This is a genomic window from Streptomyces prunicolor (assembly GCF_045162825.1).
Taxonomy (GTDB): Bacteria; Actinomycetota; Actinomycetes; order Streptomycetales; family Streptomycetaceae; genus Streptomyces; species Streptomyces prunicolor.
Genome location: NZ_CP108676.1, coordinates 2048747 through 2071915, shown reverse-complemented (window position 1 = coordinate 2071915; position 23169 = coordinate 2048747). Strand labels below are relative to the sequence as shown.

Here is a 23169-nt window from a genome sequence, read left to right as displayed (position 1 = left end):
CATAAATGCGGGTGTCTCATGTCGGCTCACTCGTTCGGGTGAGAAGTTCGGGTGATGTGGCCCGATCGGGGCATGTGGTCGACAGAATCGGACCGGCCTTTCGGGGTCGGTCCGATTGCGCTGTCGGGGCCTATTTGGGGGGCCACAGGCATGATCCGCATCAAGGCTGGGGTGCCCCGCAGGACGCGCCCGAGGAAGCGTGCCCGCCGTCCGCTGCGCCGGGCGCTCGCCCTGGGGCTGCCCACGGTCTGGGGCGCCATAGCGATCACCTACAAACTCGCCTGTCCGCTCGCCCAGCAGAACAGCCTGGGCGCACGCATCGTCACCAGTGCGGTGTTCTTCGCGGTCGGCACCGGTCTCATCGTCCAGGTCCGCCGCTCCTTGCTGCGCGAACTGCGGCAGATCCGCCAGATCGCCGGTGCCGCGCAGAACGCCCTGTTGCGCCCGTTGCCGCCCCGCCTCGACGGGCTGAACATCGCCGCCGCCCAACTGTCCGCGGAGCGCGGTGCGGTGGTCGGCGGTGACCTGTACGAGGTGATCGCCACCGAGCACGGCGTCCGGGTCGTGATGGGCGATGTACGCGGCCACGGCATCTCCGCGATCAGCACGGTCGCCGCCGTCCTCGGCAGCTTCCGCGAGGCCGCCCATGACGAGCCCGACCTGGAGGGCGTCCTGCGCCGCCTGGAGCGCGCCCTCGCCCGCCACCTGCGCGAACGCGCCCGCGCTGAACACCCGTCGACGGGCGCTCTCGACCCCGACAGTCCGGTTGCCGAGGAGTTCGTCACCGTCCTGCTGCTGGAGATCGGCAGGGACGGGGAAGTGCGGGGGCTGAACTGTGGTCACCCGTGGCCGTACTTGCTGAGCGGGGAGAGTGTGGAACCGCTTGCCCGTGCGGATCCACTCCCACCCCTCGGCCCGTTCCCGTTGCCGACGGAGCTGCCGTTCGTCTGCTGCGGCCAACTCCTCCCGGGCGAGGCGCTGTTCCTCTATACGGACGGGGCGGAGGACGCCCGTGATGCGAGGGGCCGTTTCTTCCCGTTGAGGGATGTCTTGGCGGAGGCGGCGGCCCAACACCCGCTCCCTGCGCCGCAGTTGGTACTGGGCTCAGTCTTCACGGCGTTGCTTCGCCATGCGGGCGGCACACCCACGGATGACGTCGCCTTGCTAGTCCTGAGCAATGACCGCAAGCAGGCGCTTCCCTACCTAGGGGCGCGGGGAACTGCGCGACCAGCCACGATGGCGCCGCACCCGACCAACCACCCACAACACAACGCCGTTTAGTCCGCACCACCCCGCAAAGCCAGGCCGCCGCACTTACGAGGGGGAGCCGGCGGCCCGGCCGGCCTCTTGCGAGGCAATCCAGTCAACCGGTTCGGAACTCTCCGCAACAGCGCGCACACACCACGGATTCGCGCACTCCGTTCACACCCGGTGTGAACCGAACCGCACTACTCTGTCCGCACCGAGTCACCGGGGGGCCTCCCATGCAGCCCAACACACTCCTCGACGCGATCCTGGACGAGGCGGGAATCTCGCACGCGGGACTCGCCGCCCACGTGAACCAGGCGGGACGGGCCCGAGGGCTCGCGCTACGGTACGAACACACCGCCGTGGCACGGTGGTTGAAGGGCCAACGCCCGCGAGGCCAGGTCCCCGACCTGATCTGCGAGGTGCTCGCGACCCGCCTGCACAGACCCGTCACCCTCGATGACATCGGCCTCGGCGTACCGGGCGAACCGTCCACCCCGCACGGCACCTCCCTCTCCGGCTTCGTCGAGCGGGCCACCGCCCTGTGGCGCTCCGACGAACAGCAGCGCCCGCACATCCTCGGCGCCCCCGCGGTCACCGGCACGCCCGCGGTGATGCCCGTGTGGGAGTGGGAGAACCCGCCCGACGACGTCGACGTCTCGCGCGGCGGCCGGCACCGGGTGAGCATGGCCGACATCGAGATGCTGCGCGCGGCCCGCGCCCACTACGAGCAGATGTACCGCAAGGCCGGCGGCGTCGCGACCCGCACCCGCATCGTCGGCTTCCTCAACTCCGAGACCGCGCCCCTGCTACGCGGCAGCTACACCGACGCCACCGGCCGCCAACTGCACCGCGCCACCGGCGGGTTGGTGGCCATCGCGGGCATCTGCGCCTACGACTCCGACGCGCACGGACTTGCCCAGCGCTACTTCCACCAGGCACTCAGGCTCGCAAAGGCCAGCAACGACCGGGGACTTGGCGCGTACGTCATCGCGCTGCTCGTCAACCAGTCGCTGTTCATGCGGGAGTTCCGCCAAGCCGTCGCCTTCGCGGAGGCCGCGCTGCGTGCCGCAGGGCGGCAGATCACCCCGGCGCTCGCCTCCGACCTGTACGCGATGCAGGCGAAGGCGTACGCCCACCTCGGCGACGGCACGAGCGCCCTGTCCTGCATCCGGCGTGCCGAGCAGGCCGCCGAACGCATCCGGCGCGGATACGAACCCGACGAGACCGGCTATGTCCAACCGGGCCTCGTCAACGTTCAGGTGGCGGAGGCGCTGCTCAGCCTGGGCGATCTGACGGCGGCGGGAGAGCACGCCACCGCGGCCGTGGACACTCCGGCGCACGACCGGGGCCGGGTGCACCGGCTGGCCATGCTCAGCCAGATCGAACTGCGCCAGGGGAACGCCGACAAAGCGGTGGCCACGGCGGTGCAGATGGCCGAGCAGGCACGGGGAATGGAGTCCCAGCGGCTGCGCGACAGACTCCGCGCGGTCCGCGAGTACCTGGTGCGCAGCGACTGCGCGGGTACCACCGAGGCCGCCGAACTCATCGACGGGGCACTGCGCGTACCGCTGTAGAGAGCGCCCTGGAAAGCGCCGTAGACCACAACACAGTCCCTGCTGCGATATTGCCACTTACTCGACGGAAGGTGGCAGAACCGTGCAGTGGACGAAACAGAACGAACAAACTGTGTACTCAAACCGCTGGTTCAGCGTCAATCTCGCGGATGTCGAACTACCCGACGGCCGGCACCTCGACCACTTCCTCATACGGCTGCGCCCGGTGGCCGTGGCGACGGTGGTCAACGAGGCGAACGAGGTTCTCCTGCTCTGGCGGCACCGTTTCATCACCGACAGCTGGGGGTGGGAGCTCGCGGCCGGCGTCGTCGAGGACGGCGAGGACATCGCGCGCGCGGCCGCCAGGGAACTGGAGGAAGAGACCGGCTGGCGGCCGGGGCCCCTGCACCACCTGATGAGCGTGGAACCGTCCAACGGGCTCACGGACGCCCGGCACCACATCTACTGGGCCGACGAGGGCGAGTACACCGGACACCCCGTGGACGACTTCGAGTCCGACCGCCGGGAATGGGTGCCGCTCAAACTCGTACCCGACATGGTCGCCCGCGGGGAGGTCCCGGCCGCCAACATGGCGGCCGCGTTACTGCTGTTGCACCACTTGAGGCTAGGGGAGGATGCAGCGCCCCAAAGGGGCGCGGGGAACGGCGCGACCAGCCACAACGAACCCGCAGCCGACCCACCGACCTTCCGGCTCTAGCGTCCCAGGGCCTGCCAGACAGTCACGACAAGTGCACCCACGGCGGTCATCGCGGCGATAGCCGGAAGCGGCCAACGGGTGTGCTCCAGTGCAACGATTCGCGCGCTCAGATCGTCCAGTTCCTTGTCCGTCTCCTCGGTGCGATGGCTGAGCAGCGCCAGCCCGCCCTCGACACGCGCGTAGGCGACGTCGAGGCGGCGGCGTAACTCTGCGAGTTCTCCATGGACCACGGGATGCTCGGGGTCGGCGGTCACGGGTCCGCTCCTTTCCGTAGTCGGAACATCCCTTGCATGCGCATGAAGAGTCAACTCGCCTGGTGGACACCGGGGGAGAGTGTGCGAGCGGCATATGCGGGCCCGGCGCGCACACGGTGTGTGAATGGCGCGGGCCCGGCGCTCCGAAGAGTGCCGGGCCCGCAACCGCCAAAGTATTACGGTGAGTTGCCGCGAGGGAAGTGCTCAGCCGTAGGTGTAGAACCCCGAGTTGGACTTACGGCCCAGGCGTCCCGCGTCGACCATGCGCTGGAGCAGCGGCGGAGCGGCGTACAGCGGCTCCTTGTACTCGTCGTACATCGAGAAGGCGACCGAGGCGACCGTGTCCAGGCCGATCAGGTCGGCCAGCTTCAGCGGGCCCATCGGGTGGGCGCAGCCGAGCTCCATGCCGTTGTCGATGTCCTCGCGGCTGGCGATGCCCGACTCGAACATCCGGATCGCGGACAGGAGATAGGGGATCAGCAGCGCGTTGACCACGAAGCCGGAGCGGTCCTGAGCGCGGATCGCGTGCTTGCCGAGCGCCTTCTCGGCGAACAGCTGGGCGCGGCCGAGCGTGCCCTCGGAGGTGGTCAGCGCCGGGATCAGCTCGACGAGCTTCTGCACCGGGGCCGGGTTGAAGAAGTGGATGCCGATGACCTGGTCGGGGCGCGAGGTGGCGACCGCGAGCTTCACCAGCGGGATCGAGGAGGTGTTGGAGGCCAGGATCGCGTCGGGGCGGGTCACGACCTGGTCGAGCACCTGGAAGATCTCGGTCTTGACCTGTTCGTTCTCGACGACGGCCTCGATGACGAGGTCGCGGTCGGCGAACTCGCCGAGGTCGGTGGTGAAGCTGAGCCGCGCCTGCGTCTCCGCCAGCTCCTCCGCGGAGATCTTGCCGCGCTCGGCCGCCTTGGTCAGCGAGTTGAACAGCCGGGTCCGGCCGATCTCCAGGGCCTCGCCGGTGGTCTCGGCTACCTTCACGTCCAGGCCGGAGCGGGCGCACACCTCGGCGATACCCGCGCCCATCTGGCCGCAGCCGACCACTCCGACGCGCTCGATGTCGGTCACATCGTCCCCTTCGCTGCTCTATGACTGTCGCAGGACCTCGTTGTTCGACGGCCTGCTCCGATCGTGCACGTTACCCGCAAGTATCGATGATCGATCGCCGGGGTCGGGCATTCTGGGGCGCGGAGACGATCCGTGACGGCACGGATCCACAGCGTATGGGGGTGTGCAGATGGGGCGATTGTCACGTCGGGCGTTCGCGATGGCAGCGCTGTCGACGCTGGCCACGACGGGCAGCGCGGCGGCCGACACCGGGCACGCGTCGAGGCCGGGAGGGCGTCCGCGCGGGGTCACCGAGATGCGGGGCGTATGGCTGGCTACGGTCGCCAACCGCGACTGGCCCTCCCGCCCGGGTCTGACTCCGGCACAGCAGCGCACCGAACTGATCGCCCACCTCGACACGGCGGTCCGCGACCGCCTCAACACGGTGATGTTCCAAGTACGGCCCACCGCCGACGCGTTCTGGCCCTCGCCGTACGAGCCGTGGTCGCAGTACCTGACCGGCACCCAGGGCGTGGCCCCCGGCTGGGACCCGCTGAAGACGGCCGTAGAAGAGGCGCATGCGCGGGGACTGCAACTCCACGCCTGGTTCAACCCGTACCGGATCGCCAACAACACCGACCTGACCAAGCTCGTCGCCTCGCACCCCGCGCGCAAGCACCCCGACTGGGTGGTGGCGTACGGCGGGAAGCTCTACTACAACCCCGGGCTGCCTCAGGTCCGCGCCTTCGTCGAGGACGCGATCCTTGACGCAGTGAAGAAGTACCCGGTCGACGGGGTCCACTTCGACGACTACTTCTACCCGTACCCGGTGGCCGGCCAGACCTTCGACGACGACGCGGCCTACGACAAGTACGGCGGCGGCTTCGCCGACCGGGCCGCGTGGCGGCGCGACAACATCGACAAGTTGATCCGCGAGACCGCGGCCCGTATCGAACAGATCCGCCCGGGCACGCGCTTCGGGATCAGCCCCTTCGGCGTGTGGCGCAACATCGCGACCGACCCGCGCGGCTCCGACACCCGCGCGGGGGTGCAGACGTACGACGACCTCTGCGCGGACACCCGCAAGTGGGTGCGGGAGAACTGGATCGACTACATCGTTCCGCAGCTGTACTGGAATATCGGCTTCGCCGCCGCCGACTACGCCAAGCTGCTGCCCTGGTGGGCGGAGGTCGCGCGCGGTACGAAGACGCGGCTCTACGCAGGTGAGGCGCTGTACAAGGCGGGCGACCCGGCGCAGCCCGCGGCCTGGCAGGATCCGGCCGAGCTGTCCCGGCATCTGACTCTCGCCGCCAATTACCCGCAGTTCGGCGGGCATGTCTTCTTCGCGGCCAAGGACGTCGCGGTGGACCCGGTCGGCGCGATGGCGCGGGTGGTCGCCGACCACTACCAGCAGCCGGCGAAGGCCCCGCGCTGACGGGCGGCTCCGCGGGACCGTGAACCGCGTTGCGGTCATGCGCGTAGCGACGCATGAGCAATGGCTTCCCCCTAAGGGGCCCGGTCCCGCAGGAGCTGATCACGATGCACGCCATGCACGTACTGGTACTCGGAGCCGGCCCGACCGGGCTCGTCGCAGCGATGGTGCTGGCCAAGGAGGGGCATCGGGTCACCGTCGTCGACCAGGATCCACCGCCGCCCGTCGGCGGTCCCGACCGGGTCTTCACGGACTGGAAGCGGCCAGGAGTGGGGCAGTTCTCCGTCGCGCACATCCTCCTGCCCGCCGGATACGGCCGACTGCGCCACGAACTTCCCGACGCCATCGACCATGTCCTGGAGCGGGGCGGCCGGCCCCACAACGTGATCGCCGGCGCGCTGCGTCTGATGCCCCGGGGTGCGGCCGAGCCGGACGACGCGCGGTTCGCGACGGTGGCGGCGCGGCGGCCCGTGCTGGAGGCGGCGTTGCTCGCCGCGGCGGAGTACACCGAAGGGGTCACGGTACGGCGCGGCACCCGCGCCCGAGGACTCCTCACCGAAGGGCCGTCCGGCGCGGGCGTCCCGCAGGTCACGGGACTCGTCCTGGACGAGGGCGAGTACCTGTCGGCCGACCTCGTCGTTGCGGCCTCGGGCCGGTCCGACATCGCCGCGCTGTTCCCCGAACTCGGCAGACAGCCGCGGCACATCGAGCGGGGGTGGCGCTACTACACCCGGCATTTCCGGTCCTCCGACGGCGGCGGTGCCCCGCACATGCCCTGGCCCCTGCACCACCACAACAGCGTGTCGATCGTCGTCGTGCCGGGCGACAGCGACACCTGGTCCGTCTCCCTGGTCACCTCGGACCGGGACCAGGAACTCAGAGGCCTCGCCCGGGAGGAGGCCTGGCATCGCGCGATCGCGCTGTACCCGGGGCCGGCGCCGTGGGCGAAGGGCGAACAGGTCGGGGCGGCCGTAGCCATGGGCGGTGTCCGCAGCGCGCGCCGTCAACTCGTGTACGCCGGGCGGCCGTTGGTGACCGGACTGGTCGCGCTGGGCGACGCGTGGGCCACCACCAACCCGCAGTTCGGCCTCGGCATGACCGCCGGCATCCTGCACGCGGGCCTGCTCCGCGACGTACTGCGCGAGACGGACGTACGCGACCCCGTCGAACTCGCCCTGCGCTTCGCGGCCGGCACCGAACGGCAACTGGAGCCGCTGCGCGCGGGGTTGGCCCGCTGGGACACATACCGCTGGGCCGAGATCGACGCCGACATCCGGGGCGAGGTCCATCACTGCGACGACGAGGGCTGGATCCAGCATGTCGTCGGAAGGGCGGGCGGCCTTCGGGACGCCGCCGTCATGCGCGCGATGGGCGAGATCGGTTTCCTGCTCGTCGACCCGGCGACCGCCATGTCGAAGCCCGGCCTGACCGCCCGTTTCGCCGAACTGGCGACCGGCGCACCACGCTACGCCGAGGGCCCGGACCGCGGCGAACTCCTCGCGGCTGTGGGCTGAACTACCGTTCTGTTCCGGGGGACTTGAGGTCCTGGTGCCTGGTGCCTGGTGTCTGATCTCGCAGTCGGGGCCGGGACGCGCGCGCCGCTCAACTCCGGGCCCGCTGTGTGACGGCGATGCACACCAGCACGGCTGCCGCGGTCAGCGGGGCGGCCAGGGGCAGGTGCTCGCCGAGCAGCAGCACCGACCACACCAGCGTGAGCAGCGGCTGGGCCAACTGCAACTGGCTCGCCTTCGGGACGCCGATGGCGGCCATGCCCCGGTACCAGACGACAAGGCCGAGGAACTGTGAACCGGCGGCGACCCACAGCAGCCCGGCCACGCTGTGCGCGGTGAGGTGCGGGGTGTCGTACGACAGCGCGATCGCGGCGGCGGGCACGCTCAGCGGCAGGCACAGGACCAGTGCCCAGGCGATGACCTGCCAGCCGGGCATGACCCGGGCCAGCCGGCCGCCCTCGGTGTAGCCGGCCGCGCAGACCAGCAGCGCGGCGAGGAGATACAGGTCGGCGGTGGTCACGGCGCCGCCGCTCTGCTGCACCGTGAAGGCGAGCACCGCGCCGGCGCCCGCGAGTGCGGCCGTCCAGAAGGTGCGCGAGGGGCGGATGCCGGTGCGCAGCGCGGACAGCGCGGCGGTCGTCAGCGGCAGCAGACCGACAACCACCGCCGCGTGCGCGGTCGTTGACGTCTCCAGCGCGAGCGTGGTGAGCAACGGGAAACCGACCACCACTCCGGCGGCTACGACGGCGAGCCCGGCCCAGTGCCGACGGCTGGGCACGGAAACCCGCAGCGCCAGCAGACACCCGCCCGCGATGACCGCGGCGAGGACACTGCGCACGGCCACCAACGACCAGGCGCCGAAGCCTTCCAGTCCCCAGGCGGTGGCGGGGAAGGTGAGGGAGAAGGCGATCACACCGAGCGCGGCCTGGACGGTACCGGAGCGGACCCTGGGTGTCGTAGCGGGGGAGGCGCTGACCGCTATCGGGCTAGGGGCAGTAGCGCTATCGTGTGCTCTCATGCAAGAGCGTAGCAGTGTCGGCGAACTGGCAAATCACCTGCGACAGGAACTCAATCGCTACTCTCCCGGTGGAAAGCTGCCGTCGAGCCGGACGCTCGTCGAGCGGTTCCGGGTGAGCCCGGTGACCGTTTCGCGCGCCCTCGCGCAGCTGGCCGCGGAGGGGCTGGTGGTCACCCGGCCCGGCGCCGGCGCGTTCCGGGCGACGCCCCGCCCCGTGACCGCCACCGTCGCCGGGGACACCTCCTGGCAGGAGGTCGCGCTCAGCGCGGACGGCACCGCCGACTCCGTGCCGCGCACGGTGGACGCGTCCGCGGTCCTGGCCACCCTGGCCGTCCCGCCGCCGGGCGTGATCGAGTTCAACGGCGGCTATCTGCACCCGTCGCTCCAGCCCGAGCGCGCGCTGGCCGCGGCCCTGTCCCGGGCCGGCCGTCGCCCCGGCGCCTGGGGCCGTCCGCCGACGGAGGGTCTGCCGGAACTGCGCGAGTGGTTCGCGCGCGGAATCGGCGGAGCGGTGACGGCCGCGGACGTCCTGGTGAGCGCGGGCGGCCAGACCGCGCTCACCACCGCACTGCGCGCCCTCGCACCGCCCGGCGCACCCGTCCTCGTCGAATCCCCCACGTATCCAGGCATGTTGGCGATCGCGCGGGCGGCGGGCCTGCGTCCGGTCCCGGTGCCGGTGGACGCGGACGGCGTGAAACCGCCCCTGCTGGCCGACGCGTTCCGCGCGACCGGCGCCCGCGTCTTCGTCTGCCAGCCCCTGTTCCAGAACCCGACCGGTGCGGTCCTCGCCCCCGCCCGCCGCCCGGAGATCCTGCGCATCGCCCGCGACGCGGGCGCCTTCGTCGTCGAGGACGACTTCGTACGACGGCTGGTGCACGAGGACGCGGGCCCGCTGCCGCGCCCGCTCGCCGCCGACGACCCCGACGGAGTCGTCGTCCACGTCGGCTCGCTCACCAAGGCGACCTCGCCCAGCTTCCGGGTCAGCGCACTCGCCGCGCACGGCCCGGTACTGGAACGCCTGCGCGCCATCCAGGTCGTCGACACCTTCTTCGTCCCCCGCCCGCTCCAGGAAGCGGCCCTCGAACTCGTCGGCTCCCCGGCCTGGCCCCGCCATCTCCGCGCGATCTCAACTGAGTTGAAGACCCGCCGGGACACGATGACGACGGCCCTGCGCCTCGAACTCCCCTCCCTCGCCCTCCCCCACATCCCCTCCGGCGGCTACCACCTCTGGCTCCGCCTCCCCGACGGCATTGGGGGCACCTCCCAGGCTTTCGGCTCTGGGGGAGAGCAGTCCCTGACCACGGCGGCCCTCCGCGCGGGCGTCTCCATCACCCCCGGCCGCCCCTACTTCAGTGCCGAACCCCCGGCCGCCCACGTCCGGTTGAGCTTCGCGGCGGTCGCGGGGACGGGGGAGATCGTGGAGGGAGTACGGCGGCTTCGGGCGGCCTGCGAGGAGGTGCTCTGATGCGGAAGTGCCCTAGCGGACAGGTACCGGCACCAGGGCGCCGGTGAACTCCAGGGACGCGAACAACTCGGGCGTGAGGTGGACGCCTGTGAGGCGATGGGCGAGCGCGAAGGCGGCCTCGGTGTGCAGCTCGTAGCTCCGGTCGGCGTCCTCGCTCAGGTCGAAGCCCGACTCCCGCATCTCGGCGAGGAGTTCGTCCGCGTGGCTGCCGTCCCGGGCATAGGCGAAGAGCGGCTCGAAGTGCAGCCGTATGTCCCCGTCCTCGAACCAGTAGAAGTGGTCCACCGCGTTCACGTTGCGGAAGTGGGAGACCACCGTGCGCCCGCGCGAGACCGGGACCATGGCCGCGCTCGTGACGCCCAGGTAGCCGTTGTGCTCGACCATCAGCGACCAGTCGCCGACCGCGGCGACACCGACGAACAGCGGGTCCCCGTAGTGCTTGTTCCAGGTGTCGTACGACGGCTCGTGCAGGGCCTCGACACCCTTGACCCGTATCTCCGGCTGCGCCCCCAGCTCATGGAGCAGCCGGTCCGGTGTGATCGCCCGGACCAGTGTGACGCAGTAGGCGTGCATCAGCGGGGCATGCTCTGTCTGGAGCCAGGTGTAGTCGTCGGCGGTGGTCATCCGTGTCATGTTCCAAAGCCTGCCACCCGCCACTGACAACGCCGGCGCCGCCGGGGAAATCCGCTCGACGCCGACGCCCCTGGCCTGCGATTCTCCGGCCATGAACGACATCCCGAGCCTCCCCGAAGGCTATGAGTTCTCCGCCGACTCCGCCCGCGTCGACATCGACCGCACCTACCACTGGCTGTCCACCGACGCCTACTGGGCGAAGGGCCGCCCCCGTGAACAGCACGACCGCGCGGTCGCGGCCTCAATGAACTTCGGGGTGTACGACACGGCTTCGGGGGAGCAGGTGGCGTACGCGCGCGTGGTGACCGACGGGGCGTTGTTCGCGTGGCTGTGCGATGTGTACGTGGACCCGTCGGTGCGCGGCAAGGGCGTCGGTACGGCGTTCGTGGGCGCCGTACGGGAGGAGCTGCGGCCGTTCGGAGTGCGCCGGGTGCTGCTCGCGACGCACGATGCGCACGGGGTGTACGAGAAGGTCGGGTTCAAGCCGTTGGACCGGCCCGACCGGTGGATGGCCTTGCATTTCGAGTGACTTGTCCGCCTGGTCCCGACCGCGAAGTAAGGCTTCGCAAACCCTGAGTAACTCTCATCCGGCCCCCCTTGACCTGCGCACTTCAGCGGGATCACGATCGCCGCATGCAACTTCGGGTCACGTTCGTCGCCGCCGCACGCAGCTCTCCGCTGCTCGCGGAGCGCTTCGAGGACGACCGCCCGCTGGACCAGGCGGGCTGGGACGAGGTGCAGCGCGCCGCCCCGGTTCTGCTCCCGCTGGCGGCGGCGGAGCTGCGCTACTGCTCACCGACCCCGCGCAGCCGGACCACCGGCGACGGCCTCGGCTACACCCCGCTGGTGCAACTCGCCCTGCGGGACTGCGACATGGGCCGCTGGCGCGGCCTGACCCTCGGCGAGGCGATGGCCCGCGAACCGGCACTGGTGGACACCTGGCTCGCCGACCCGCGCTCCACCCCGCACGGCGGCGAGTCCCTGCTGTCCTTCATCTCCCGCGTCGGCGGCTGGCTGGACACCCGCCCCATCGAGGACGGCGACCGCATCGTCGCCGTGGCCGAACCCTCCGTCATCCGGGCCGCGTTGGTCTACGCCCTCAAGGCACCCCCGTCGACCTACTGGAACATCGACGTACGCCCCCTCTCGACCACCACGGTCACGGGGCATGCGGGGCGGTGGAATCTGCGGTTCGACGGGGCGGGGGGTCAGTCGAGGCGGGTGTAGGGCGGGGTGGGGCTTCCTTGGGTGGGCCGGGGTTCTTGTCGCCCGGTACGTGTGCGCGTGGCCGGTGTGAACTCCGCTTTGGACGGGCCGGGTTGGCCGCTGATTGTGTCGCTTCCCGTGGGTGTCATTTCGACGCGGTTTGGGTGCCGTCCCCTGCGCCTTCCCCAGCCTGGGGCGGTGAGCCTCTTCGATGTGGTGCGCGTTGGCTGATGAGCCAGTAGATGAGCGCCGCAGGCGGCGAGACGCACAGCAGGACGATCAGCAGGCGGGAGTCGATCACACGAGTGGGTGGCGCAGACTGGTCTGTTTCCCCCGGCAAGTCCGCCAAGAGGTGCTGGAGTTGCTCGCGGGTGCGCGCCTCGTAGGCCGCGACCGCACGGTCCTCGAGTTCGGGAAGCGTCAGTCGGCCAACTGTGTAGTGGAGTTGCAGTTGCGCTTCGACCTGGTCGCGTTCGGCGTCCGAGGCTCGTAACGCAGGGCTGGCGGGGTGTTCCTCGCTGTCGCTCATGGCGGCCTCTCAGGCGGGGGCGTCCCGGGGCGGGCGGTCTTGCAGGTCGACGACTGCGACAACCACCCGCGTCCAGACCCCTGGGGCGTCGCGGTCCCCGAAGCGGGTGGCGAGCTGTTCGATGTGCCCGCGCAGCTCGGCCAGGGCCTCGTCGGTCAGCCGCAGCGCACCACGATGCAGCTCGATCTCCCGGCGGCCTCCGGTGTGCTTGGACCGGTAGGCGGCGTTGATGTCGGCCCGGGTGGCGTCCAGCATCGCGCCGAGGAACTCCGCCATCTCTTCCGGGTTCGCAGCATCGCCGGGGGGTTCTGCGACCGCGGGGGTATAGACCCGCTCGACCTTGCCGCGAGCCAGCGGCCGGTATTAGGCGATCTCGATCAGCCCGGCCCGTTCAAGCTGATTGAGGTGGTAGTAGAGCCGGTCAGCCGGCAGGTCGACGTGATCGGCGAGTTCACGTGCGGACCGAGGCATCTCCCACAACGCCTCCAGGAGCCGGATGCGCAGGGGATCAGCGAGCGCTTTGTGCACCCCGCGCCATCGCGGGGGCGATACACCGGCGTCCTGTGTGCTCATGGGTCCCCCTTCATTGTATCGATCTCCACTCGTTGGAAAACTGTACAACTAATAGGGGAGTGCGGTCAGTTGAAGCTGTGGAGAAGGAGCCATGACAGGAGGTCTCCAACCCGGACGGGCCGGTGGGATGCTTGGGCGGGTGGGCGTGCGGCCAGGCCGTTGGAAGAGTTGGTCGTAGTAGGCCACCGAGATCCACAGCACTTCATCGGTGGGATCGGTGACGACCTGGATGGTCCCGCTGTACAGGTGGTGCTTGGCGGAGCTGTCGGCGTGGCTGTCGCCGACGCGGTCGCATTCGGCGAGCTTGCCGTCGAGGAGAACGAGCCGGGGTCGTGCTACCGCAGGGTCTTGAGCAGGCCCGGTGCCCGCTCGGTGGGCAGGTCGGTGACGGTGGTGACGTAGGCGTGGGGGAGGGTCGAGTACGGCAGGTCATGGAACCAACAGGGCTCCTGCGTTGCCGAGTTGAGATATCGGTCACCTCCCTCAACGGCACGGCAGCCGCGTTCGTTGCGGCGCCCCCTCCTGCCCGTCGTCGCTCGATCAGCGGCCACACTGAGAACGCTCACTCATGGGTGACGACGTTACGATCCGCGGTGCCGCGCCTGGCCGGCGCGGCTGCCGGAAAGGAATGAGGCCGTGAAGAAATACATACTCTTCGATCATGACGGCGTCCTGGTCGACACCGAGTTCTGGTATTTCAGATCCGCGGAACGCGCCCTGGCGGAGGCCGGTTTCGCGCTGGACAAGGATCAGTACCTTCGGGACATGGCCCGGGGATCAGGTTCCTGGGCGCAAGCCAGGACGGCCGGCATCGACGACCGGACCCTCAGCCGGGTTCGCGAGGCCCGCAACGGCTACTACCAGGAGTACCTGCGGACCGAGGCCATCGAGATCGACGGCGTCGTCGACACTCTCGCCGAGCTGTCGACGTACGTCCGCATGGCCATCGTGACGACCGCGAAACGGGCCGACTTCGACATCATCCATGAAAAGCGCCAGATCAGGCAGTTCGTGGATTTCGTCATTGTCCGCGAGGACTACGAACTCGCCAAGCCGCACCCGGAACCTTACCTGGCCGGGCTGAAACGCTTTAGCGCCACCAGGGAGGAGACCCTGGTCGTGGAGGATTCGACCAGAGGACTGACCTCGGCTGTGGCGGCCGGTATCGAGTGTGCCGTTGTCCATAACGAGTTCACGAAGACGAACGACTTTTCCCAGGCGAGCTACCGGATCGACAGCCTGAGCGAATTGAAGGACATCCTCCTCGCGGTGAACTGACGCGCCCGGGCCGCATCCACGATCTGACCGTCGCCAGATCGCACGTGGGTCGCCTTTTGATCTTCTTGATGCGGTTCACGGCGCCTTCGGTACCGGCGGAGCTTCGGTGCAGTAGGTAGGGGGCGGACGGCGGAGGCGGCAGCTGAGGATCTCGCCGCAATCGTAGACGGGCCAGACCTGACGGAGCGTCATGCCTGTCCGTCGGTCGGCGGGGCATGTGCGGTCTCACCGGAACCCGGAACCCGGAACCCGGGACTTCGCGATCGAGCACTGTGGTGACCTCCGCGAGCCCTTCCCAAGATGTGTGACAGAGCCCGAAACGAACCGCCATTGCAAACTCGCTCTGAAACTCGATGTGTCGGTGACTCCCGGAGTTGCCTTGACCGGAGTCGCCTCGAAACGATTCCCGCACTGGGTGGGGCTCTGGTCCACTTCATTTGGTCGCGTACGCAGGGTGACTGTTGATCTTCGCTCGCCCACTGGTGGGTTCAGTGGTCGTAGGCGGACAGTGCGCGCATGACCGGCCGGCCGCGCATGAAGCTGGCTCCCCTCATCAGGCCCCTGGGACTCGGTCTTCTAGGCTGGTGCGGTGACTTATGAGCAGGAGCGGGTGCAGCCGTCGGGAGTGTGGGCCACGGCGGTGGGGGTGGCCAGGGTGCGGGCGCTGGAGACCGAGCGGGAGAACGCGCTGTTCCGCGACCCACTGGCACAGGCTTTCGCCACCGCCGGAGGCATGTGGCCCGCCTCGCCGCCGCTGCCCGATGACGAGGCCGCGCGACGCCGCCGGCTGGCCGTGGCGTTCTCCATCGTCGTCAGGACGAAGTTCCTCGACGACCTGTTGCAGCAGGCCGCCGCGGCGGGGGTCCGGCAGGTCGTGCTGCTCGGCGCCGGCATGGACAGCCGGGCCTTCCGGATGGACTGGCCCGAAGGCACCCGGCTGTTCGAGGTCGACACCGCCGCGCCACTGGACTTCAAGGCTTCGGTGCTGCGCCAGGAGCGGGCCGTCGCGCGTTGCGAGCGGATCACTGTGGCGGTGGATCTACGTGAGGACTGGCCAGGCGCGCTGGCCGCCGCAGGGCACGACCCGGCCGTGCCGACCGCGTGGATCGCCGAAGGACTGCTGATCTATCTGCCCGAGGACGCGGTGGAACTGCTGCTGGCCCGGATCGGCGCTCAGTCGGCGGCAGGCAGTCGGATGGGGCTGACATTGGGCTCGCGCGGCGTGATCGAGCGCTTCGGCGCGGACGCCGCGCCGGGATCGGCGGCATCCATGTGGATCTCGGAGATGCCCGACGACCCGGTGGGCTGGCTGGCCGGGCACGGCTGGGAGGCCGAGAGCCACACCCTGCGCGAGCGCGCTGTCGCCTACGGCCGCCCGATCAGCTCCCCGCCGCAGCGCGAGGAGCGGCCCGGCGGACTGATCTCGGCGGTCCGGCGGTAGAGCGCCTCCCGGTTCCCTGGATGATCGATCCAAGGGGGCTGATGAGGGGAGCCGGGTTCATGCGCGGCCGGCCAGTCATGCGCGCACTGACCGTTTACGACCACTGAAGGCCGCCCGAAAACCGCCTGGGTGGGCGGTGGTGCGGTCGACAGGCCTTCGCCGAGCAAGTCCCCGGTCTCACCCGCAGGTTCAGGGGACGGACCGGGCGGCTGCGGTCGACGCTGGTGTCGGTCGGTCGGTCTTTCGCTCGCGGGCCGGGCAGGTCCGGTGCCCGGGTGACGGGCGCCTTCAAGGCTCCGGTCAGCCGGAACACCTTGTTGAGACTGATCGCCTCGCTTCCGGACCCCGCCACCGTGTTACCCCGCGTAGACAAGTACGCCCAGCGCACGGGCAGTTGTGGGTGATTGATGCGGGCGTCGCTTGCAACGGATCGGGTTGATCGACGCGCAGCCCACGTGCGCGAGCCTGCGTGCGAACTCCGTGTGGATCGGGCCGGCTTCGCTGACGCCCAACCCGCACCCTCCTAGTAGTGCTTCGTTACGTTGGGTGATCTTGGCTGATCGTGGGCAGCTTCCCGGAGTGAGGTTGGGGGAAGTGGAGCGGCTCCGGGGTGAGTTGGCGGAGTTCGTTGGCGAGGTGTTCGGGTCGTTGCCGCGGCGGGATCAGCGGCGGTGGGGCGAGTGTTATCTGCGGGGGCTGATGCTGGACGGTCGGCGCAAGTCGATCCAGCCGATGGCCGGGCGTCTGCCGGACGGGAACATGCAGGCCCTGCAGCAGTTCGTGAACCAGTCGCCGTGGGATCCGCTGCCGGTCAGGCAGCGGATCGCCGAGCGGCTGTCCGCAGTTGTCAGGCCCGAGGTGTGGGTGATCGACGACGTGTCGTTCCCCAAGTGCGGCACAGCGTCGGCCGGGGTGGCCCGCCAGTACTGCGGAGCGGTCGGCAAACGGGCGAACTGCCAGGTCGCGGTCAGTGTCCATGCCGCCACCGACACCGCCTCGTGCCCGTTGGAGTGGCAGTTGTACTTGCCGCGTGAGTGGACGGACGAGCCCGACCGGTGCCGCAGGGCAGGAGTCCCCGACGACGTGGTGCACCGGGAGAAGTGGCGTCTCGCGCTCGGCCTCCTGGACACACTCGCGGACTGGCAGTTGAAGGCGCCGGTCGTGGTCGCTGATGCCGGCTACGGCGTCAGCACCCCGTTCCGGCTCGGTCTCCAGGAGCGAGGGCTGTCCTATGTCCTGGCCCTGAACGGGAAGGAAGTCGCCCACCCGGAGGATGTGGAGCCGCACCAGCCCGCTTACGGCGGGCTCGGGCCGCCCACCCTTCCCCGCTACCGCACCCCACCGCGAGCCGTCTGCGTCCTCGCAGCGCAGGCGGGTGCGCAGCGCTTCACCGAGGTGACCTGGAGGCAGGGCAGCAAAGGCACGATGACCTCACGGTTCGCGGTGCTGACAGTGCGGCCCGCGGGCAAGCAGTCCCTGGCCGCAGCTCAGGAGGCGGGCGGCGGCCGCACCCGCTGGGACGGTGTCCTGCCCGTCCAGACGCTCCTCGTCGAATGGCCGGACGGCCAGGACACTCCGACGGATTACTGGATATCGGACCTGCCCGCCACCACACCGGCCGCCGACCTGGTGCGGTGGGCCAAGATGCGCTGGCGGATCGAGCACGATTACCGCGAGCTCAAGCACGGCCTCGGGCTGGACCACTTCGAAGGCCGCACCTGGCGCGGCTGGCACCACCACGTCACCCTTGTCACCGCCGCTCAGGCCTTCCTCACCCTCCGGCGGCTCGACCCAAAAGTCCGCACACCGGCCTGACGCTCTACCAGGTCCTCGACGTTCTCCAGGACCTGCTGAGGTGCTGGACCGGTACCTGCACCACCTGCGGACGCCCCCTGCCCAGCCCCCGGAGCAGCCGCAGACAGCCCACAACCTAACGAAGCACTACTAGGACCTGCCCGGGCGATCATGTGACGCAGCCCTCATCATCTGGCTCCGGATATGAACTCGCGCTGGCGCGACTGGATCTGTGACCTGCCCTCAGTGACGGACCAGGCAGAACGGATGCCCTGCGGGATCGGCATGGATACGCCAGCTTCGTCGCTCGGAACCGTCGTCGTCCAATACGGTCGCCCCCATGGCCAGCACCTGCTCTTGGGCTCGGTCCAGATCCGCAACGCCGAAGTCCATGTGGAACTGCTGGGGACGGGCGGGGTCCGGCCACTGAGGCGGCCGATAGTCCGCTGACCGCTGGAACGCGAAAACGAGACCGGAGGGCGTGTGCAACGTTGCCCAGCCGTCGCCAAGTGCCCACCGCCGATCCTGCTGATTGACGGTCCCACCGAGCACCGCCCGGTAGAACTCGGCGAGTTCCACCGGATCCGAGCAGTCCAGCACTACACATTGAAGATCAGCGATCACGAACGGATCCTAGGGGTCGTCAGCGGGACCCAGCCCTCGATACCCAAGATCGCCCGGACAAGCCCAAGCCGTTGTCGCGCCTTCCCTTTCCAGCCTGCCGGTGTGATCGCCCACCCCACGCCCGCGTGGTCGCTACGAACTCCGCGCGAAACCCATCGGGTTGGTCGATGCTCAGCCCCGCGCCCGCGCAGTTGACGCGAACTCCGAGTGGAACCAGTCAGGTTGGCCAATGCACACCCCGCGCCCGCCGAGACCGCCCGATGCACGCGCGAACCGACACCCGCCGCCGCACCCCGTCCTGAACCCACGCCCGCGCGAACCCGCGCCCGTGCACCCCGGCATCAACTCAGCCTGAAACGAGCCATATTAAGGGAAACCCAACGCGCCCGCCCGCGCAGTCACCACCATCCCGGCACGGCACGGCACGGCACGGCACGGCACCGCCCCGCCACCCCTCACCCCCCACGCACATACTCCGTCCGCAGCACCAAATCCTTCGCAGGCCCCCCGACCCGCCACACCGTCCGCCAGTGGTCCGCATCCAGGACCGAGAACTCGCCCCGGTACAGGTCCGCCGAGCACGGATGGTCGGCGACATGGTGCCCGGAGGCCAGATCCAGGTCGTGGAAGGGCCGGCCATCGCCGAAGCGGACGTCGGCCGTACCCGGTGTGCCGCCCGGCAGGAACCGTAGTGTCCGCTCGGCGGGGCGCGACACACCCTGCCAGGTGAAGGTGCCCAACTCGGCGTGCAGCAGGCCCCCTTCCGGCAGCGTGCTGAAGACGGTCGTACCCGAGAAGTCGCCCTCGTCCCCGGTCGCCAGGTCACGTACCGTCCGCCGCACCCGCCAACTCCCGGACAGATACGCCAGGACATCGGACACCGGCCAGAACTCGCCCATCGTCACCCCTTCCCGCGCCGCCGCCGACGCAGGCCGTCCGGTGAGTCCGTGGGCACCTTGCGTTCACCCCGGGCCCGGATCTCGTGGTGCGAGGCGTGACTCGTGGCCCGGAAGGCCTCCTCGTATGCGGCAAGGGCGCCGCTCATGCCGCCCCCGGCGGTACCACGGCGGCGGATCCGCCGGGCCGGCCAGGTGAAGAACCCGAGCACCGCGGCGAGGAAACCGAGCAGGGTCAGGTAGGGCAACAGCGCATACACGCCCTCGACCCTACGTCCCCCCCCACGCCTGCGTCCCCCTCGCCTACGTCCCCCTCCCGCCTGCGCCGCCCCCCCGCCTATGCCCTCACCAACGTCTCCCCACGCACCCCTCCCATTGACGTGCTCACGCCCCTTGCCTATCTTGCCGTTCGAAGTGCTGACCGACGTCCGATATCTCGAACCATGTCGAACCATGCGTTCGAGTGTCGCGCACGATCCGACAAGAGCCGCGGAGTATCCATGTCACGCACCAGCCGCACCCGCCTGAGACTTGCCTTAGGGGCAAGCGCTTTCCTTCTGGCGACGGCCGTCGTCCCCGCACCGGCCCACGCCGAGGACGTAACCGATGCCACCGACTACGCGATCACCGTCGACCCGTCGACGCGGGGCGCCACGATCGACAAGACGATGTACGGCGTCTTCTTCGAGGACATCAACCGCGCGGCCGACGGCGGTCTGTACGCCGAGCTCGTGCAGAACCGGTCCTTCGAGTACTCCACCGACGACAACAAGTCGTACACCCCGCTGACCGCCTGGACGGTCGCCGGTACGGCCCAGGTCGTCAACGACTCCGGCCGTCTCAACGAGAGCAACCGCAACTACCTTTCCCTGGCGGCCGGTTCGTCCGTCACGAACGGCGGTTACAACACCGGTATCGCCGTCGAGGACGGCAAGAAGTACGACTTCTCCGTCTGGGCCCGCGCCGACAGTGGCACCATGCTCGGCGTCAGCCTCCAGGACACGGGCGGTGCACTGGCCACCGCACGGCAGGTGGAGGTGAAGAAGAGCGGCTGGGCCCGGTACAAGGTCACGTTCACCGCGACCCGCACCAGCGCCACCGGCCGCCTCACCGTCGCCTCCTCCGACGCGACCGCCCTCGACATGGTGTCCCTCTTCCCCCGCGACACCTACAAGCACGAGCCGAACGGCCTGCGCAAGGACCTCGCCGAGAAGATCGCCGCCCTGCACCCGGGCTTCGTGCGCTTCCCCGGCGGCTGCCTGGTCAACACCGGCTCGATGGAGGACTACAGCGCCGCCTCCGGCTATCAGCGCAAGCGCTCGTACCAGTGGAAGGACACGATCGGCCCGGTCGAGACGCGCGCCACGAACTCCAACTTCTGGGGCTACAACCAGAGTTACGGCCTCGGCTACTACGAGTACTTCCGCCTGGCCGAGGACATCGGCGCGATGCCGCTGCCCGTCGTGCCCGCCCTGGTGACCGGCTGCGGCCAGAACAAGGCCGTCGACGACCCGGCGTTGCTCAAGCGGCACATCCAAGACACCCTGGATCTCGTCGAGTTCGCCAACGGACCGGTGACATCGAAGTGGGGCAGGCTGCGCGCCTCGATGGGCCATCCCAAGCCCTTCCACCTCACCCACATAGAGGTCGGCAACGAGGAGAACCTCCCCGCCGAGTTCTTCGCCCGCTTCACCCAGTTCCGCGCCGCGATCCAGGCCGCGTACCCGTACATGACCGTGATCTCCAACGCGGGCCCGGACGACAGCGGTTCGACCTTCGACACGGCCTGGCAGCTCAACAAGGACGCCAAGGTCGACATGGTCGACGAGCACTACTACAACAGCCCGCAGTGGTTCCTGCAGAACAACAACCGCTACGACTCCTACGACCGCACCGGCCCGAAGGTCTTCCTCGGCGAATACGCCTCCGGCGGCAACGCGTTCAAGAACGGTCTCGCCGAGGCCGCCTACATGACCGGCCTGGAACGCAACGCGGACGTCGTCAAACTCGCCTCCTACGCACCTCTGTTCGCCAACGAGGACTATGTCCAGTGGCGCCCCGACCTGGTCTGGTTCAACAACCACGCCTCCTGGAGCTCCGCCAACTACGAGGTCCAGAAGCTCTTCATGAACAACGTCGGTACCCGCGTGGTGCCGTCAACAGCCACCGGAACACCCTCACTTGTCGCCCCGATCTCCGGCGCGGTCGGCCTGTCGACCTGGGCGACGAGCGCGGCGTACGACGATGTGCAGGTGACGGCGGCGGACGGTTCGGCGCTGCTCTCCGACGACTTCTCCGGTGACGCCTCCCGGTGGACCCATACGGGAGGCGGGAGTTGGAGCCTCGATGACGGGCAGTACGTCCAGACCGACACCGCCGCCGAGAACACCATGGTGTCGGCGGGCGACCCGGCCTGGCACGACTACGACCTGCACGTGAAGGCGACGAAGAAGGCAGGGAAGGAGGGCTTCCTCGTCGCGTTCGGCGTCAAGGACACCGGCAACTACTACTGGTGGAACCTGGGCGGCTGGAACAACACCCAGACCGCCGTCGAACAGGCCGTGGACGGCGGCAAGTCGACGCTGATCGCCAAGCCGGGGACCATCGAGACGGGCCGTGCCTACGACGTCGACATCAAGGTGAGGGGCCGTCAGGTCACCCTCTACGTCGACGGGCAGGAGTGGGGCAGCTTCGCCGACGACAAGCCGGCCGAGCCGTTCCGCCAGGTCGTCACCAAGGACGCCAAGACCGGTGATCTGATCGTCAAGGTCGTCAACGACCAGTCCTCGGCGGCCCGTACGGCGATCGACCTGGGCGGCGCCAAGGTCGCGTCCAAGGCGAAGGTGACCACGCTCGCCGCCGCGCCCGACGCGGTGAACAGTGAGACGGCCACGGCGGTAGCACCGGCTGTCTCCACCTTCAACGGCGTTGCCGACAAGTTCAGTTACACCTTCCCGGCCAACTCGGTCACGTTCCTGAGGATCAAGCAGAGGTAGGTTCCCCGCCGGGCGTGGGCTGCGTGGGCTGCTGTCCCAGCGGCAGCAGCCCACGCTCGGCGAAGACCTTCTTCGCGGCGAAGGTCGCGTTGAGCGCCTTGGGTATGCCGCAGTACACCGCCGAGTGCGTCAGGGCCTCGATGATCTCCTCCGGCGTGAGGCCCACGTTCAGTGCCGCGTTCACGTGCACGTCGAGCTGCGCCTCGCAGCCGCCGAGCGCGGTGAGCATGCCCAGCGTCACCAACTGCCGGTCGCGCGGGGCGAGTCCGGGACGGTCGTAGATCTCGCCGAAGGCCCAGGCGACGACCTGGTGACCCAGTTCGGGGTTGATGTCGGCGAGCGAGTCGACGACCCGCTGCCCGGCCTCGCCGTCGACCCGCTTCAGGACCTCCAGGCCGTGGGCGAAACGCTCTTCACGGGTGGTGCTCGTGCTCATGTCTGTTCGTCCGATCCCTGCTGCTCGTGATCGTGATCGTGATCGTGCTCGTCGAGGAGCAGCTGTTCGTAGTGGTCGATCTTGTGGTCCAGCACTGTCGCGTTGCGGCGCAACGCCCTGATCCGGTCGGCCAGTTCGGCGCGGTGCTCACGGAGCATCGCCAGCCGGTCGGCGACCGTGCCGTTCCCCGCCGCCCGCAGCGCCGCGAACCGCTGCATGTCGGCGATCGACATGCCCGTCTCGCGCAGCCGCAGCAGGAACTCCAGCCAGGCCAAGTCCGCTGCCTGATAACGCCGTTGGTTGCCGGTGCTACGGCCGACCCGTTCGATGAGGCCGGCCTTCTCGTAGTAGCGCAGCGTGTCGTGCGAGAGGCCGGTGCGCTCGGCGACCTGGGCGATGGTCAGGGTCGGTTCCCGGTCCCGGTTCCGGTCCTGGTCCCGGTCTCGTGAGAGGGGCTTCAGGGGATGTCCGCTGCTCATGAACACAACGGTAAAACCTGGAGCGCGCTCCAGGTCAA

24 protein-coding genes and 1 pseudogene are annotated in these 23169 nt (G+C 69.3%); 12 read left to right on the top strand and 13 right to left on the bottom strand.

Annotation, left to right across the window (positions count from 1 at the left end):
- Positions 1-150 precede the first annotated feature (150 nt).
- The 3 genes from OG588_RS09300 (at position 151) to OG588_RS09290 (ending at position 3522) form a co-directional block, all read left to right on the top strand.
- Positions 151-1281: a PP2C family protein-serine/threonine phosphatase gene (locus OG588_RS09300; RefSeq protein ID WP_405946865.1), complete on the top strand. Its 1131-nt coding sequence runs from the start codon at positions 151-153 to the stop codon at positions 1279-1281.
- Positions 1282-1484: 203 nt separating this feature from the next.
- The gene (locus tag OG588_RS09295) at positions 1485-2825 is read left to right on the top strand and encodes a hypothetical protein (RefSeq protein ID WP_019059893.1); all 1341 of its coding nucleotides are present in this window, start codon (positions 1485-1487) and stop codon (positions 2823-2825) included.
- An 82-nt stretch (positions 2826-2907) separates the two neighbouring features.
- Complete coding sequence (locus OG588_RS09290; protein ID WP_405946864.1) at positions 2908-3522, top strand: NUDIX hydrolase; 615 nt, start codon at positions 2908-2910, stop codon at positions 3520-3522.
- Here the strand turns inward: OG588_RS09290 and OG588_RS09285 are convergent.
- Together OG588_RS09285 and OG588_RS09280 are read right to left on the bottom strand one after the other, a co-directional pair.
- Positions 3519-3776, bottom strand: a complete 258-nt coding sequence (locus OG588_RS09285; RefSeq protein ID WP_327405333.1) for a hypothetical protein — start codon at positions 3774-3776, stop codon at positions 3519-3521. The two genes, OG588_RS09290 and OG588_RS09285, sit on opposite strands and share 4 nt — an antisense overlap.
- 204 nt (positions 3777-3980) lie before the next feature.
- Positions 3981-4841, bottom strand: coding sequence for a 3-hydroxybutyryl-CoA dehydrogenase (locus OG588_RS09280; protein WP_405946863.1), 861 nt, complete (start codon positions 4839-4841; stop codon positions 3981-3983).
- A gap of 169 nt (positions 4842-5010) precedes the next feature.
- On the opposite strand from OG588_RS09280, the gene OG588_RS09275 reads away from it, so the two are divergent.
- Together OG588_RS09275 and OG588_RS09270 are read left to right on the top strand one after the other, a co-directional pair.
- The gene (locus OG588_RS09275) at positions 5011-6255 is read left to right on the top strand and encodes a glycoside hydrolase family 10 protein (RefSeq protein ID WP_405946862.1); all 1245 of its coding nucleotides are present in this window, start codon (positions 5011-5013) and stop codon (positions 6253-6255) included.
- Positions 6256-6368: 113 nt separating this feature from the next.
- Positions 6369-7766: an FAD-dependent oxidoreductase gene (locus OG588_RS09270; RefSeq protein WP_405946861.1), complete on the top strand. Its 1398-nt coding sequence runs from the start codon at positions 6369-6371 to the stop codon at positions 7764-7766.
- A gap of 88 nt (positions 7767-7854) precedes the next feature.
- Here the strand turns inward: OG588_RS09270 and OG588_RS09265 are convergent, their stop codons facing one another.
- On the bottom strand, positions 7855-8781 hold the full coding sequence (locus OG588_RS09265) for a DMT family transporter (protein ID WP_405946860.1): 927 nt from the start codon (positions 8779-8781) through the stop codon (positions 7855-7857).
- Here OG588_RS09265 and OG588_RS09260 point away from each other — a divergent pair.
- On the top strand, positions 8780-10246 hold the full coding sequence (locus OG588_RS09260; protein ID WP_405946859.1) for a PLP-dependent aminotransferase family protein: 1467 nt from the start codon (positions 8780-8782) through the stop codon (positions 10244-10246). The two genes, OG588_RS09265 and OG588_RS09260, sit on opposite strands and share 2 nt — an antisense overlap.
- Positions 10247-10258: 12 nt before the next feature.
- On the opposite strand, the gene OG588_RS09255 is transcribed toward OG588_RS09260, so the two are convergent.
- On the bottom strand, positions 10259-10879 hold the full coding sequence (locus OG588_RS09255) for a DUF6461 domain-containing protein (RefSeq protein ID WP_405946858.1): 621 nt from the start codon (positions 10877-10879) through the stop codon (positions 10259-10261).
- A gap of 91 nt (positions 10880-10970) precedes the next feature.
- Here OG588_RS09255 and OG588_RS09250 point away from each other — a divergent pair, with 91 nt between their 5' ends.
- Together OG588_RS09250 and OG588_RS09245 are read left to right on the top strand one after the other, a co-directional pair.
- A complete protein-coding gene (locus OG588_RS09250; RefSeq protein ID WP_405946857.1) occupies positions 10971-11408 on the top strand; it encodes a GNAT family N-acetyltransferase in 438 nt (145 codons plus the stop codon).
- A 104-nt stretch (positions 11409-11512) separates the two neighbouring features.
- A complete protein-coding gene (locus OG588_RS09245; RefSeq protein WP_019059884.1) occupies positions 11513-12106 on the top strand; it encodes a histidine phosphatase family protein in 594 nt (197 codons plus the stop codon).
- Positions 12107-12230: 124 nt separating this feature from the next.
- On the opposite strand, the gene OG588_RS09240 is transcribed toward OG588_RS09245, so the two are convergent.
- From OG588_RS09240 to OG588_RS09225, 4 genes and pseudogenes are all read right to left on the bottom strand, one after another.
- Positions 12231-12614 carry a DUF1707 domain-containing protein gene (locus OG588_RS09240; RefSeq protein ID WP_405946856.1) on the bottom strand — a complete coding sequence of 128 codons (384 nt, stop codon included), beginning with the start codon at positions 12612-12614 and terminating at the stop codon, positions 12231-12233.
- 9 nt (positions 12615-12623) lie between these two features.
- Positions 12624-12890 (bottom strand): hypothetical protein, encoded by a 267-nt coding sequence (locus OG588_RS09235; RefSeq protein ID WP_405946855.1) that lies wholly within the window; start codon positions 12888-12890, stop codon positions 12624-12626.
- 87 nt (positions 12891-12977) lie between these two features.
- Entirely contained in the window at positions 12978-13187 is a 210-nt protein-coding gene (locus tag OG588_RS09230) for an ArsR/SmtB family transcription factor (RefSeq protein ID WP_405946854.1), read from the bottom strand.
- A 144-nt stretch (positions 13188-13331) separates the two neighbouring features.
- A pseudogene (locus OG588_RS09225) lies at positions 13332-13594 on the bottom strand (IS5/IS1182 family transposase); the annotation flags it as partial.
- Positions 13595-13823: 229 nt separating this feature from the next.
- Between OG588_RS09225 and OG588_RS09220 the strand changes: the two are divergent.
- From OG588_RS09220 to OG588_RS09210, 3 genes are all read left to right on the top strand, one after another.
- Entirely contained in the window at positions 13824-14465 is a 642-nt protein-coding gene (locus OG588_RS09220; RefSeq protein ID WP_405946853.1) for an HAD family hydrolase, read from the top strand.
- 625 nt (positions 14466-15090) lie between these two features.
- Positions 15091-15906 carry a class I SAM-dependent methyltransferase gene (locus OG588_RS09215; protein WP_405953078.1) on the top strand — a complete coding sequence of 272 codons (816 nt, stop codon included), beginning with the start codon at positions 15091-15093 and terminating at the stop codon, positions 15904-15906.
- A gap of 579 nt (positions 15907-16485) precedes the next feature.
- A complete protein-coding gene (locus OG588_RS09210; RefSeq protein ID WP_405946852.1) occupies positions 16486-17721 on the top strand; it encodes an IS701 family transposase in 1236 nt (411 codons plus the stop codon).
- Between the two features lie 222 nt (positions 17722-17943).
- Here the strand turns inward: OG588_RS09210 and OG588_RS09205 are convergent, their stop codons facing one another.
- The 3 genes from OG588_RS09205 to OG588_RS09195 all read right to left on the bottom strand — a co-directional run bounded on the left by OG588_RS09205 (position 17944) and on the right by OG588_RS09195 (position 19480).
- Positions 17944-18324, bottom strand: a complete 381-nt coding sequence (locus OG588_RS09205) for a VOC family protein (RefSeq protein ID WP_405946851.1) — start codon at positions 18322-18324, stop codon at positions 17944-17946.
- 455 nt (positions 18325-18779) lie between these two features.
- Positions 18780-19223 (bottom strand): DUF6314 family protein, encoded by a 444-nt coding sequence (locus OG588_RS09200; RefSeq protein WP_405946850.1) that lies wholly within the window; start codon positions 19221-19223, stop codon positions 18780-18782.
- A gap of 2 nt (positions 19224-19225) precedes the next feature.
- Entirely contained in the window at positions 19226-19480 is a 255-nt protein-coding gene (locus OG588_RS09195; RefSeq protein WP_405946849.1) for a hypothetical protein, read from the bottom strand.
- 240 nt (positions 19481-19720) lie between these two features.
- Between OG588_RS09195 and OG588_RS09190 the strand changes: the two genes are divergently transcribed.
- On the top strand, positions 19721-22216 hold the full coding sequence (locus OG588_RS09190; protein ID WP_405946848.1) for an alpha-L-arabinofuranosidase C-terminal domain-containing protein: 2496 nt from the start codon (positions 19721-19723) through the stop codon (positions 22214-22216).
- Here OG588_RS09190 and OG588_RS09185 read toward each other — a convergent pair.
- On the bottom strand, positions 22203-22652 hold the full coding sequence (locus OG588_RS09185; RefSeq protein WP_405946847.1) for a carboxymuconolactone decarboxylase family protein: 450 nt from the start codon (positions 22650-22652) through the stop codon (positions 22203-22205). The genes OG588_RS09190 and OG588_RS09185 overlap by 14 nt on opposite strands.
- Positions 22649-23131, bottom strand: coding sequence for a MerR family transcriptional regulator (locus OG588_RS09180; RefSeq protein WP_405946846.1), 483 nt, complete (start codon positions 23129-23131; stop codon positions 22649-22651). The genes OG588_RS09185 and OG588_RS09180 overlap by 4 nt, the downstream gene beginning before the upstream one ends.
- Between the last annotated feature and the right edge of the window lie 38 nt (positions 23132-23169).

Coding starts and splice junctions, on each gene's coding strand:
- OG588_RS09300 (WP_405946865.1), top strand. CDS start 151: ATGATCCGCATCAAGGCTGGGGTGCCCCGCAGGACGCGCCCGAGGAAG.
- OG588_RS09295 (WP_019059893.1), top strand. CDS start 1,485: ATGCAGCCCAACACACTCCTCGACGCGATCCTGGACGAGGCGGGAATC.
- OG588_RS09275 (WP_405946862.1), top strand. CDS start 5,011: ATGGGGCGATTGTCACGTCGGGCGTTCGCGATGGCAGCGCTGTCGACG.
- OG588_RS09270 (WP_405946861.1), top strand. CDS start 6,369: ATGCACGTACTGGTACTCGGAGCCGGCCCGACCGGGCTCGTCGCAGCG.
- OG588_RS09260 (WP_405946859.1), top strand. CDS start 8,780: ATGCAAGAGCGTAGCAGTGTCGGCGAACTGGCAAATCACCTGCGACAG.
- OG588_RS09265 (WP_405946860.1), bottom strand. CDS start 8,781: ATGAGAGCACACGATAGCGCTACTGCCCCTAGCCCGATAGCGGTCAGC.
- OG588_RS09255 (WP_405946858.1), bottom strand. CDS start 10,879: ATGACACGGATGACCACCGCCGACGACTACACCTGGCTCCAGACAGAG.
- OG588_RS09250 (WP_405946857.1), top strand. CDS start 10,971: ATGAACGACATCCCGAGCCTCCCCGAAGGCTATGAGTTCTCCGCCGAC.
- OG588_RS09245 (WP_019059884.1), top strand. CDS start 11,513: ATGCAACTTCGGGTCACGTTCGTCGCCGCCGCACGCAGCTCTCCGCTG.
- OG588_RS09240 (WP_405946856.1), bottom strand. CDS start 12,614: ATGAGCGACAGCGAGGAACACCCCGCCAGCCCTGCGTTACGAGCCTCG.
- OG588_RS09235 (WP_405946855.1), bottom strand. CDS start 12,890: ATGGCGGAGTTCCTCGGCGCGATGCTGGACGCCACCCGGGCCGACATC.
- OG588_RS09230 (WP_405946854.1), bottom strand. CDS start 13,187: ATGAGCACACAGGACGCCGGTGTATCGCCCCCGCGATGGCGCGGGGTG.
- OG588_RS09200 (WP_405946850.1), bottom strand. CDS start 19,223: ATGGGCGAGTTCTGGCCGGTGTCCGATGTCCTGGCGTATCTGTCCGGG.
- OG588_RS09190 (WP_405946848.1), top strand. CDS start 19,721: ATGTCACGCACCAGCCGCACCCGCCTGAGACTTGCCTTAGGGGCAAGC.
- OG588_RS09185 (WP_405946847.1), bottom strand. CDS start 22,652: ATGAGCACGAGCACCACCCGTGAAGAGCGTTTCGCCCACGGCCTGGAG.
- OG588_RS09180 (WP_405946846.1), bottom strand. CDS start 23,131: ATGAGCAGCGGACATCCCCTGAAGCCCCTCTCACGAGACCGGGACCAG.